The following is a 13,234-nucleotide window of genomic DNA, read 5'->3' as shown; positions in this document are numbered from 1 at the left end:
CAACATTCCATTTGGCTGAGCAATGTGTTTACAGGTGGTAAATATCAATCACTTGGTTGATATAATCGTTTTTAAGCACAACATACTTACTTAAGATTTTGGGTTGTTCAGTTGAAAAGTCGATCACATAACATGACATGCCGAAATAGCTGTAGTTGGTTTTATAGCGGAAACTCAAAGTGTTCCAATTAAAACGTACCGTGACTTCGTCACCATCACGTTCCACAATCTCAATATTGGAAATATTATGGCTGGTACGGGTATCAGGAATGGTCGCAGATGAACGTTCTGTTTTAATCCGAAATACACGATCTTCTAAACCTTGGCGATCCGGATAGTAAATCAACGAAATTTCTGATCGTGGGTCTTCTGTCAGTTGATCATCATCATCCCATGCTGGCATCCAGAAAGAAGCCTCGGGCGCATAGCACTGTAACCATTCATCCCACTGTTCCTCATCTAAATAACGTGCCTCACGATATAAAAACTGGGTCACTTGCTCGAGACTTATATTGTCTAAATTGATTGGGGTATTCATACGGTTTCTCCCAAATCTTGTTGTCCTGCAAGCTCTTTTTCTCTGGCAATCGCACGTTTTATTGAGCTCAACCAATATTGATGTTGTGCAAGGTATAGGCCTTCATCTTCAGTTTTGATGCCACTTAATATAGGTTTTAAACCAATTTCCTGGGCTGCGTCATCTGGACCATAAATCCAGTGCTTAGAGCCACGGCACATATCATTCCATTCGAGTTCAATACCGGCATAACCAGCTTGACACGCACGGAATTCTTCTAAGTCATCAGGTGTTGCCATACCTGATGCATTAAAGAAATCTTCATACTGGCGAATACGGCGGGTACGTGCATCAAGTGCTTCACCTTTTGGTGCAATGCAGTAAATCGTCACTTCAGTTTTATTCACACTTAACGGACGCAATACACGAATCTGTGAACCAAATTGATCCATTAAGTAAACATTTGGATAGAGGCAAAGGTTACGTGAACGCTCAACAATCCATTTAGCCATTGCTCCACCAAACTTGTCGATATACTCCTCATAACGTGCATAGTTCGGGCGATCTTCTGGATTGGCCCATTGTGTCCACAACAACATATGACCATGTTCAAAGCCATAGCAGCCACCGCCCTGCTTACCCCAACCACCGGCACTCATGGCGCGAATATTATCCTGTGGCTGCTTTTCCTTTCGCTGTTGTGTGGTTGCAGCATAGTTCCAGTGAACGGCGGAAACATGATAACCATCGGCACCATTTTCGGCAGTCAGCTTCCAGTTACCTTCATAAGTATAGGTAGATGCACCACGTAAGATTTCTAGACCATCTTCGGACTGATCCACAATCATATCGATGATTTTCGTCGCTTCACCTAAGAACTCTTTAAGTGAAGAAACATCAGGATTCAAACTACCAAACAAAAATCCTTTGTAATTTTCAAAACGCGCAACTTTTTTTAGGTCGTGTGAACCGTCTTTGTTAAAGCCATCTGAGTAACCTGCATCAGAAGGATCTTTAACTTTCAACAATTTTCCTGAATTATTAAATGTCCAACCGTGGAAAGGACAAGTATAGGTGGCCTTATTGCCACGTTTATAACGACAAAGCTGTGCACCACGGTGCGAGCAGGCATTGATCATGGCATTGAGTTCACCAGCACGGTTACGTGCAATGATGATCGGTTGACGACCGATATAGGTGGTGTAGTAGTCATTGTTATTTGGGATCTGGTTTTCATGTGCCAAAAACACCCAGTTACCTTCGAAAATGTATTTCATTTCAAGTTCAAACAACGCTTGATCAGTAAAAACTGAACGATGAAGTTTAAATTCACCCGTATCGACATTGTCTACAAACAACTCATCGATACGATCTAGATGGCTGGTATTTATTATAGGAATACGTGGCATGTCCTTTCTCCAACTTTCCAAATGAGGGAAGCCACCAAGCTGAAATAATGATGTAAATCATGTAGAGCAAATATCTCGGTTCCTATCGATATTGAGTGCCTACATGATGGTGATCAACTTAAGTTGAGAATACAAAGCTGATTGTTTTTATCATTTCAACATTGAGTGCAATATGATCAGTGAATAAAATAAGAAGTGACTCAAAGAAATTAAAAAACTAGATGTTTGACGTTGATAAAATTATTTCTTCCATCATCAAAGCATTGCTTACTTTAAATTCCCTATTGTTAATTTCTCTTAACAAGTCAGTTCTATGACTGATTTGCTAAATTTATTTTTTTATGTATTATTAGTCAAATTGTTATTTTTTCTAATAAATATTAGTGGTATCTATTATGGTGGATTTAAATTTAATTCGGGCTTTTGTCACAATCTACAATACACGTAGCGTGAGTACAGCTGCTGTGCATTTAAATATTACTCAACCATCAGTAAGTCACAATTTATCCAGATTAAGATATTTATTTAAAGATCAGCTATTTATCAGAACAAAAGAAGGTATGATTCCAACAACTTATGCAACTCAGTTGTATGAATCATTGAATCATCATCTTGTTGAGATTGAAAGTGTTGTCAGTGAAGTAAAAAACTTTGATGCCAAGACGAGTGAAAGGTGCTTTAGAATTGCTTTAACAGACATCGGTGGCTTATATTTCCTCCCTATCATTTTGTCACACCTAGAAATCCATGCACCCCACATAACATTGGAAATAACGACTGTCGATATGAATAAATTATCGGATTGGTTAATCACTGGTAAGGTTGATGCGGCAATATGCAATAAAAATTTAGAGGACAAAAGTTTAAATGCTTTAACGTTATTTGAAGAAAAATATACTTGTTTAGTCAGTCGAGGGATCGTTCTAGAAGACAATAAATTTACTTTAGATAATTTCTTAAAAGGCAATCATGCTGTTGTACCCGCATCTACAGGTCATAACCTAGTAGAAAATTATTTAAGTAAACAAGGATTAAGACGAAAAATTAAACTACAAGTTCCTCAGTTCAGTATTTTAGGGGAGCTCATTGCCAAACATAATTTAATTGTCACTGTACCTTCTCGAATAGGTGAATATTTTAAACACAATTCTGATATTCAAATTTTTGATGTGCCTTTTGAATTGCCTTGTTTCGATGTAACTCTACATTGGTATAAAAAGTCAGCTGATACCTCTGCACAAAAATGGTTTATAAATTTTTTAAAAGAGATTTTAACCGATCACAACGAAATGAAATAAAAATAATGACTTGGACGTTGACTGCTTGCTTCTATGTTGGTGCGTTGCAATGCCAAATATAACGGACACTGTTTTAGTAATTCTCTGCTTTTTTCAATAATTATTTATTCTTATATTTCAATTCATTAAAAATTTAATATTTCAGTATAGAAAATAAATATAGATAAAACATATATTGCATAATATGTTTTATTAATTTGATCTATAAAAATAATAAACTATATGATTTATAAAGATCATGAGAAATCATTGATTATAAAATCTTTTCAGGTAGTGGATGCCTGGAGAAAAAGCTATTGAGTTAAAAGGGATTGAAATTCACTACGTTGAATTATAGATAACTTTTGATTCTATCCAAAGGATAGGAAGCGATGCAAAATATTAATGCTGTAGACCTTATTGATAAGGTTCCTCTCAATAAACACCATAAAATTTTAGTCTTTTGGTGTGCTGTTATTATGTTATTTGATGGATATGACCTTGTAATTTATGGCTCTGTTCTCCCCCACTTAATGCTTGAATGGCAACTTTCGCCCCAAACAGCAGGACTTCTCGGTGCGGCATCTTTAATGGGGATGATGCTTGGTGCTGTTACTCTCGGTATGGCGGCTGATAAATTCGGTCGAAAAAATATCATTATTGCTTGTACGATTTTATCGAGTCTCGCCGTCACGATGAATGGCTTTGCACATGATACAACAACATTCTTTATTTGCAGATTACTCACGGGTGTCGGACTAGGTGGTGCAGTCCCCAATTTGGTGACAATTATTAAAGAGATGGCGCCTGGTTCACATCGTAATCGTTTGATTAACTTAGTACTCGCCTTTTATGGTGTTGGCGCCATACTTTCCGGCTTAGCAGGCTTGTTTTTGATTCCAGTTTTTGGATGGCAAGCAACTTTTTGGATTGCTGGCACATGTATTTTCTTGATTCCATTAATGTATAAGACTTTTCCAGAATCCATCAGCTATCTCATTCATAAAAACCGTCAAATAGATGTGATTAGCACACTAAAAAAATTAAATCCTAACCATAAGCATGAAAACAATATGCACTATGTTGTAGACATGACAGCAAATACGCAAAAAATACCTGTTCTTGGTCTATTTACAGAAGGCAAAACTGTCAGAACTCTGCTGATTTGGTCGGGATTTGCCATGGTTATGCTTATGGTATTTGGTCTAAATACTTGGCTACCTAAACTGATGAATGTCGGTGGATATTCTCTCGGCTCTAGTATCACATTTTTAGTAACACTCAACATTGGAGCGATTCTAGGCACTTTAATTTTTGGAATCCTCGCTGATAAATGGGGATCAAAACCCACATTAATTTTTGGTTATTTACTTGCATCAGCTTCGATTAGCTGCCTAGGATTTCACCCTCCTGCATTTGTCCTGAGCATATTGCTAGTGATCGCAGGTGGCGCAACTGTTGGTTCCATGTCTGTTATTCACACTTTAGCTGCGGACTTCTATCCTGCGAATATTCGTTCAACAGGTGTCAGTTTTGCCGCAGCAATGGGCCGATTTGGTGCAATTTCTGGCCCATTATTCGGCGGATTTTTACTCGCAATGAATTTGCCATTTGAGCAAAACTTCATGGTATTTGCACTGCCCGGAATTATAGGCGCAATTGTTATTGCTTTATTTACACATCAGAAGATGTCTCCAGTTCAACTCACGACGAAAGGATAAAGTCATGAATATACAAACAAAAATCATAGAACAAATTTGGAAAGAACATATTTTTCAAGGAACTTGGGTTAAAACCAATAACGCTTCACGTGAAATTATAAATCCAGCAACTGGGGAGATTATTTCATCTGTACAGCTTTCTTCTGTAGATAATGTCAATACTTCAGTTCAAATAGCGATGCAAGCCCAACACATATGGAAAAATACAACATTTGAAACACGTGCCAAGGTCCTGAGAAAGGCCGCACAAATTTTTGAGCAAAATATTCAAACTTTTATTGATTGGAACATTCAAGAGTGTGGATCAACAGCGCTTAAAGCTGGCTGGGAAGCCAATGCCTGTATCGAACAATTATACATGGCTTCATCTATGCCAATGTCTGCATCAGGTGAGGTTTTTCCATCCGCTATCCCCAATAAAACCAATGTATGGTTACGTGTTCCTATCGGTATTGTCGGTGTAATCTCCCCTTGGAACTTTCCTTTATTATTATCTATCCGCTCTATAGCACCAGCTTTAGCAATGGGCAATAGTGTGATATTAAAGCCTTCAGAATTTAGTAATGTTACGGGAGGTTCTCTTTTAGCCTGGCTATTTGAAATGGCAGGTTTGCAATCAGGTGTTTTTCAGGTATTGAATGGCGAAAGTGAAATTGGTGAGACGATAGTGAATCACCCTCAAGTGAATATGATCTCTTTCACAGGTTCAACTGTTGTCGGTAAGAAAATTGCCGTGGATTGTGCTAAACAATTAAAAAAATGTGCGCTTGAACTGGGCGGCAATAATGCGATGATTATTTGTGAAGATGCAGATTTAGAGATCGCTGTAAATAATGCTGTCTGGGGAACTTTTCTACATCAGGGGCAAATTTGTATGCAGACTGGACGTCATTTAGTGCATCGTAGCATTGCGAGTGTCTATATTAAAAAACTGAAAGAAAAAGCATTATCACTAAAAGTTGGCAACCCCTCCTCGCCTGATACACAATTAGGTCCACTTATTAATCAGGCTCAGCATGTAAAAGTGAGCCGTATGGTTGAGGATGCGGTAAGTCAAGGTGCTATATTGGAATGTGGTGGTAAAGGTGAACAACTGTTTTTCCATCCAACTATTTTAACGAATATCGATAAAAATGATCCGATTTTTACCGATGAGATATTTGGTCCAGTAGCACCGATCATTATTTTTGATGACATCAAAGAAGCGGTTGATATTGTCAATTCATCGAAATATGGTCTTGCTGTGGCAATTCATAGTAAACACACTGCTTGGGTCTATGAGTTAGCCAAAGAAATTAAAAGTGGCATGATTCATATCAATGATCAGACAGTAAATAATGAATATCACGTACCTTTTGGTGGAATGGGTGAGTCAGGTTATGGTGGCCGCTTTGGTGGTCCTGCTAACTTTGATGAGTTCAGTCAACGTCAATGGATCAGTATTTTAGACAAAGGGATTCAATATCCGCTCTAAATGATGAGAGATCTGATGGACTCAGGTTGAAAGTAAAATATTTTTACTTTCAACCTTTTGCATAAAGGTTTCATCTTAATTAAAAACCTAATAATTCTGAGTTTTACGTATAATCTTGATAACATTAAAATTCATTTTTTATACTTTGATAGCAGATCAAAGGTGCTAGCACTGTAGAACTGTTTGCCATATCAAATAGATCATTTTAAACTATTTCTTTATCTACTTATTATGCTATGTCCATCGCTTGTTATTGTAATAAAAGCAAAAACTTAATCATTTTGGTCCAATTTTTCAACTTACTGTATTAAACTCAAACTGACCTCAACTAAAGAAATTCCTCATTGATGGATTTTGCGATATTGAACAGGTATATCTATTTTTTTTGTTCCGTGACCTGCTCTTTTTATCTTATGAGTATTTTATATAAATAGACTAACTCAAAATATCAGAGTTGTATTGAAGATAACTCATGCCCAACCGCTTTACAGATGGGCAACCTATTTGTGCTAATGTGCGGTCAACATCCTGCTTCATCAGTTGGATTACTTCATCAACACCAACTTCACCTTTAGATGCTAAACCATAGAGTGTGGGGCGACCTAAACACACCATATCAGCGCCTAAACACAATGCTTTGACAATATCTGAACCCCGCCTAAAACCACTATCAATCAAAATCGGTTGTTGAATACATCTAGAAACTTCTTGCAAGGTTTCCATAGGAGACACACTACAATCAAGTTGACGTCCACCATGATTAGATAAAATTACCCCATCAACTCCACACTGAATAGCAATTTGAGCATCTTCAGCGCTAATTATACCTTTTACCAATAATTGATGAGGCCAAATCTCACGGATACGTTTTAAGCTTTCTTGATTGAAACTGGCATCCATTTGGCGCTTCATAATTGCGACTTGAATGTCTAGACTATCTGTCTTAGAGCTTACAAAATTTGCTAACTGTGGCTTGCTATTGGCTAAAAAACGTAACGACCATGCCGGATGTAACATACCATCTAGTACTAAGCTTGCAGAAAATTTTAATGGTAATCCAAACTGATTACGCAGGTCACGTTCTCTATAACCGTTTACACCAACATCCAAGGTCACAATCAAAGTTGTATAACCCGAGTCTAAAGCACGTTGCACCATTTGCTTGGCTAGTTCTTGATGTACAACATAAAGCTGAAACCATTTTTCACCATCACTAGATCTGGCGACTTCCTCGATCGACATATTGGAAGCTGTCGATAACATAAATGGTATATCGGCTTTAGCAGCACTTTTTGCAAGTAACGCATCCCCTTTAGGCCAAAATGAACCATTTAATCCAGTAGGTGCTATCGCAAAGGGCGCACTCCAAAGATGATTGAACAACTGACAGGAAATGTCTCGTTCACTAATATCGACCAAACGCTGCGGCTTAAACCGCCATTGATCAAATACCTGTCGATTGTGATGTAAGCCTTTTTCATCATCTGCCCCACCTTCCAGATAATCATAAATCACTTTGGGTAAAGTCGATTTTGCAAGTTTTTGGTAGTCTTCCACATTGATCATTTTATGAGGCATAAGAGCGTTCCTGTTCAGCCTATTACAATTAAAAATTTCAAATTTTGGCCTAGTTTAATGCCAATGTTTATATTTGCTTGTCTTGCCAATACCAGGATTAAAACTATTGGTTGGATCTAATTCTTTAAGATGAATCTGATAATCGAGAGAAGCTTTATACAAATGGCCGACATTATGCTCAGCGGGGTATTTGGCTCCACGCTGTTCTAAGTATGCAAGTACGTCATGCTTAAATTGGATCGCATCAACATTTTCCTTAAGTAAGTAATCCTGATGTGAAACAAAACAGAAAAAATGACCACAACAGCTCTCCATCATGACTTGCTGTTTTAAATAGTCTGGTAAATCTATTGACCAACAATCATCATTCCGTCGAAAAGCAACATCAAAAGAAACTAAGCGTTGATTTGGATCAATTCCCGTACTTTCGCAGTAATAAACCACACAACCACCTACAGCAAAGCGGATAAGAAAAGCATTTTTTTCTTCAGCTTTAGTGCATTGGAAAAATTGATCTTTAGAGCCATTAAAAAAATGATTCAATAGCTCTCGTAATTCATCACTTTGCTGTTGATCAACCTTAATCATTAAATGATGTTCATACTGTTGATTGGATGCTTGCAAACGCGGTTCGATCCATGAAGGGGTTAAACGATTAAATAGTTGAATCAAACGATCTGTAAAATTATTGGGAAAAAGAGGGAATTTTCTAAAAAATTGATCTATGTGCGCTTTAAATTTAAATAAGGCTGGAATCTTTTCAGCGCCCCAAATATCAATCGCCTTATACATATGTTTTGCATAACGTTGTGTTAAATCAAATGCATGCCGATGGATATACTCAGCCTGACTCGGTAAAGTCGTCATTTCTGTTAATAGATACCGTCTTAAATCTATTAATTCGGTCTCATTATTACTACTAATAAAGTATGTGGTTGCCTCTTCTGCTGCTTCAAAAGTTGGAAGTCTGACTGCAAAAACGACTAGTTTCCCTGAACAGCCCGAGCTTTCATGTAAATACTCAGGATTTCCATTGTAGCGAGTCGCTGTTGGGGAAGTTATATCTCGTAGTGTCTTGGCATAATTTTCAGCCCAAATTTTTCCATGCGCTAAGTTAACTTTTTGTAGATCATAGTTTTTTTGTTCTAGATTTCTTAGAATTTCTTCTGGATCTTCCCCCAAGTAAATGCCCAGATGGTTAATGAGTTTTAACTTTCCACTTCCATCAACCTGAGCAAATAAAGATTTTTCAGTATACGCTGGGCCTCGACGAATTAATGAACCTCCTGAATTATTACAAATTCCACCAATTACAGACGCTCCGATACAAGATGAACCAATGACTGAATGGGGCTCGCGTTGATGAGGTTTCAGCGCATTTTCCAATTCTGTAAGTGTTGTCCCTGGAAACGCAATAACTTGTTTGGCATCATCCAATAACTGCATACCTTTGAGTTTCATTGTACTTACAACAATAACTTCTCGGTCATAATCATTAGAATGTGGTGTAGAACCACCAGTTACACCTGTATTAGATGCTTGCAAAATTATGATTAAATTATGTTTGACTCCAAATTCAATAACTTGCCATAGCTGGAATAAACTATAAGGAATAACCACAGCAAGTGCATCACCCTTGCCAACACGAAAACCTTTTAAATAAAAGCTTTTATCAACATCTTCAATAAGTATCTGCAGTGGATTAAATAATTGATGCAATTCTTTAATAATAAAATTAGTCTGCATAAAAGTTTTTCCGTGCTTAAGTATTGATAATGATTAATTACTTAACTCAGCTGTCACGACTTCAATCAAAGTCGGTTGCTCTGAATCGACTGCTTTGTTAAAAGCGGAAATAAAATCACTGTCATTCGTTACACTACACGCATCTACACCATAGCCTTTGGCAATGTGTGTAAAATCAAAATCTGGGACATCCATACCAGGAACATGTTCAGCATTTAAAACCCCTGCGAACCACCGCAGTGCACCATACGTTCCATTTTTTAAGATAATAAAGATCACTGGAATTTTATACTGAGCAGCAGTCCATAACGCTGTAATACTATAATTTGCTGAACCATCTCCAATCAGTGCTACTACTCTACGAGTTTTATGTGCCAACTGAACTCCGACCGCAGCAGGCATAGCAAAACCAAGGCCACCCGCAGCTGCGAAATAATAACTTCCTTGTTCAGTAAGACTTAAACGATCCCATAATGCATTGGTTGTTGAAGTAGATTCATTTGTATAAATCGTGCCGTCTGGCGCGAGAATATTAAGCATATCAAACAGCCTTTCTGGCTTTATATAGCCATTTTCACTTGGCTGAGACAGTTCTATTGTGTGACGGTGAACTACCGTGTCAGTTTTTGCATGAACTTTCTGACTTAATCGTGTCAGGCTATCGCCTAAATCACTCACATAGCATAATCCCATTGCTGCGCGAGCTGCTTCTTGAATATCACAAGTAAATGCAATGAGTTCTGTATGTTCAGATAGATATTGACCAGGTTCATACTGGTGATAACGAAATACAGGTGCACCAAATACTAAAACCAAATCATATTCTTTAAATATTTGGGAAATACCCGCAATACTTGCAGGTAGAATCCCCTGAAAATAGGCATGCGTTGTTGGAAATGGGCATCTTGGTGAAGATGGCGCAACCCAAACAGGAACGTTTAATGCTTCTGCGAAACGGATTGCACTAAGATTGGCAAATTGTCGATCTACATCCGTACCTAGAACTAAAGCGACTTTTTGAGCTGAATTTATTTTATGACTTATAAATAATAAATCTTGCTCTGATAAACACTGTGAACTGGTGACGTTCTTTTTAAGCAAATGTTCATTTTCTCCATCTACTTCAATATCCCAATCATTATAAGGTATGGAAACATATACCGGCCCGGCAGCCTCTGCACCAGCAATATGTATTGCTCGACTAATCGCGTGTGGTACTTCATTTGCAATTGCTGGTTCATGACTCCATTTAACTAAAGGTTTTGGTAATTGAGCAGCTTCAATATTTGTTAATAGCGCTTCAACACCCATCATCGTTCGCGTTTGTTGGCCTGCTGTAATTACCAAAGGTGTATGAGAATTCCATGCATTACTCAATGCCCCCATCGCATTTCCTGTACCAGCAGCAGAATGCAAATTAACAAACGCCGTTTGTCCCGTTGCTTGAGCATACCCATCGGCAATTCCAACGACCGCGCCTTCATGTAAACCCAGAATATATTGAAAGTCAGCAGGAAAGTTTTTTAGAAAAGGCAGTTCATTCGAACCAGGATTACCAAAAATCATTTTAATATTATTTTTTCTCAATATTTCATAGGTATATTGATGAACAGTTTTCACGTATGCCCTTCCTTAATATTCAATTAATTTTTCTAATGATAATACGCAACAAAATATAGATAAAATAAATAATAAATATTATAGATTATAGATACAAACTATATAAAATTATAAATATTTGATTTAAAACATTTTTATATATAAAAAACTGAATCAAAGTATATCTATACCATCAAATCTGAAGTTAAAACTATGGACGAGGAATACGTCTTATGCTTTAGATTTATTGAATACTGAAAAATGGAATATTTTGACTTTGACGCTTTTATATCGGATTGATTCAAAAGCTATTCTTAAAATATTTGCAAAATAAACTTGATCATATAAAAAAGCCACTCTTTGAGTGGCTGATTCTGATCAGTTGTATTTATTGAATACGTAATCCAATCATAGCATGTTGCCCTTCACGAACAATCGCTACACGCGCTACCGTATTTTTCTGTAGCTCTGAAATAGCATCAACAAAATCATTCGGTGTATTTACTTTCTTGTTATTTACTTGGGTGATCACATCACCAGGTAAAATCCGTGACTGTGCAGCTAAGCCGCCTCTGGTTACATCTTGAATAAACACACCACCTTTAACATTTAAACGATTTTTTTCTTGTTCAGTTAAAGCACGAATCGCAACACCAATGATAGGCCCTTTATTTGGCTTAGCCGAAGTGTTGGTATTGTCAACTTTTGCAGGGGTATCATCTGGTGCAACAGTTAAAGTTGCTGTAATTACTTTTGGTTTATCGTCACGTAAAACTTCGAGCTTAACAGATTGATTAGGTTGAGTACGATTCAAATAATTCAATAATTCAGAGGTGCGTGATATTGGTGAACCATTATATTTTAGGATCACATCGCCTGATTTAAAGCCCGCTTTTTCTGCAGGTGAATTCGGCGCAACTTGGGTAATCAACGAACCTTCTGGTTTATCTAACTTATAAGCTTCCGCTAAGTTTCGATCGATATCTTGTAACATTACACCAAGATAAGAACGAGTGACCTTACCATTCTTTTTCAACTGATCAACAACGTCCATTGCCACATCAATTGGAATAGAGAATGACAGGCCCATATAACCACCCGTACCACTAAAGATACGAGAGTTTACACCGACAACCTGACCTTGTTGGTTAAATAGCGGACCACCTGAGTTACCCGGATTTAACGCTACATCGGTTTGGATAAATGGGACAGAGGTTTCACCCATCATATTACGTGACTTGGCACTGACAATCCCTGCTGATGCAGAATAATCAAAACCAAATGGAGAACCGATTGCAAGAACAGGCTGCCCGACTTTAAGTTGATCTACATTACCCACAGATAATGATGGGAAATTATTCCCTTCAACTTTTAGTAATGCCACATCTGTACGTTCATCACTGCCCACCACTTTTGCATCAATTTCACGGCGATCATTCAGCATAATCGTCACTTTAGATGCATCTTCAACCACATGGTGATTTGTCAGTAAATAACCATCTTTACTAATAAAAAATGCACTACCATACGCAGTCTTTTCTTGTGGCGCGCGTTGTTGTGGAATAATGATTTGATTACCAAAGAAACGCTTTAGAATTTCAGGTACTTGTTGCTGTAACAACTCTTCCTGAGATAACTTTTTAACAACATTAACACTCACAACAGCTGGGCTGACTTGTTCGACCAAGTTAGAAAAATCCACAGGTGTTGAAGCTTGAACTTGTGATGTTGCCGCAGCGACAGTAAATACTGCTGCATACATTCCTTTTTGTATTAGACCATTACTCATTTCTCACGAACCTGCATCTGATGATTATTTGCTTAAAAATGTTTGTAACATATTATTTAATATCGTTACGTAAAAATATGTTTACATTTTTTTATAAAACAAGACTTTACTTAATTTTATATTA

At 37.4% G+C, this 13,234-nt stretch carries 9 protein-coding genes; 3 read left to right on the top strand and 6 right to left on the bottom strand.

Annotation, left to right across the window (positions count from 1 at the left end):
• Positions 1–28: 28 nt before the first annotated feature.
• Positions 29–538 (bottom strand): benzoate 1,2-dioxygenase small subunit, encoded by a 510-nt coding sequence (gene benB, locus FHR28_RS05160; RefSeq protein ID WP_151957138.1) that lies wholly within the window; start codon positions 536–538, stop codon positions 29–31.
• A complete protein-coding gene (gene benA / locus FHR28_RS05155; protein ID WP_166782073.1) occupies positions 535–1,926 on the bottom strand; it encodes a benzoate 1,2-dioxygenase large subunit in 1,392 nt (463 codons plus the stop codon). Before benA ends, benB begins: the two co-directional genes overlap by 4 nt.
• A gap of 395 nt (positions 1,927–2,321) precedes the next feature.
• On the opposite strand from benA, the gene FHR28_RS05150 reads away from it, so the two are divergent.
• The 3 genes from FHR28_RS05150 (at position 2,322) to FHR28_RS05140 (ending at position 6,398) form a co-directional block, all read left to right on the top strand.
• Complete coding sequence (locus FHR28_RS05150) at positions 2,322–3,224, top strand: LysR family transcriptional regulator (protein ID WP_166782072.1); 903 nt, start codon at positions 2,322–2,324, stop codon at positions 3,222–3,224.
• Positions 3,225–3,595: 371 nt separating this feature from the next.
• Positions 3,596–4,924 (top strand): MFS transporter, encoded by a 1,329-nt coding sequence (locus FHR28_RS05145; protein WP_151957141.1) that lies wholly within the window; start codon positions 3,596–3,598, stop codon positions 4,922–4,924.
• A 4-nt stretch (positions 4,925–4,928) separates the two neighbouring features.
• A complete protein-coding gene (locus FHR28_RS05140) occupies positions 4,929–6,398 on the top strand; it encodes an aldehyde dehydrogenase family protein (protein WP_004717145.1) in 1,470 nt (489 codons plus the stop codon).
• 435 nt (positions 6,399–6,833) lie between these two features.
• Here FHR28_RS05140 and FHR28_RS05135 read toward each other — a convergent pair whose 3' ends face one another.
• The 4 genes from FHR28_RS05135 to FHR28_RS05120 form a co-directional block, all read right to left on the bottom strand.
• Positions 6,834–7,976, bottom strand: a complete 1,143-nt coding sequence (locus FHR28_RS05135; RefSeq protein WP_166782071.1) for an alpha-hydroxy-acid oxidizing protein — start codon at positions 7,974–7,976, stop codon at positions 6,834–6,836.
• 54 nt (positions 7,977–8,030) lie between these two features.
• Positions 8,031–9,722 (bottom strand): D-lactate dehydrogenase, encoded by a 1,692-nt coding sequence (dld, locus tag FHR28_RS05130; RefSeq protein ID WP_166782070.1) that lies wholly within the window; start codon positions 9,720–9,722, stop codon positions 8,031–8,033.
• Between the two features lie 33 nt (positions 9,723–9,755).
• Positions 9,756–11,342: a benzoylformate decarboxylase gene (mdlC, locus tag FHR28_RS05125; RefSeq protein ID WP_166782069.1), complete on the bottom strand. Its 1,587-nt coding sequence runs from the start codon at positions 11,340–11,342 to the stop codon at positions 9,756–9,758.
• Between the two features lie 367 nt (positions 11,343–11,709).
• Positions 11,710–13,110, bottom strand: a complete 1,401-nt coding sequence (locus tag FHR28_RS05120; protein ID WP_166782068.1) for a Do family serine endopeptidase — start codon at positions 13,108–13,110, stop codon at positions 11,710–11,712.
• Positions 13,111–13,234 lie beyond the last annotated feature (124 nt).

Origin of the sequence: Acinetobacter sp. BIGb0196 (assembly GCF_011759595.1) — a bacterium.
Lineage (GTDB): Bacteria > Pseudomonadota > Gammaproteobacteria > Pseudomonadales > Moraxellaceae > Acinetobacter > Acinetobacter guillouiae.
The sequence above is the reverse complement of the archived record's forward strand: the minus strand, read 5'-3'. Positions and strand labels throughout refer to the sequence as shown.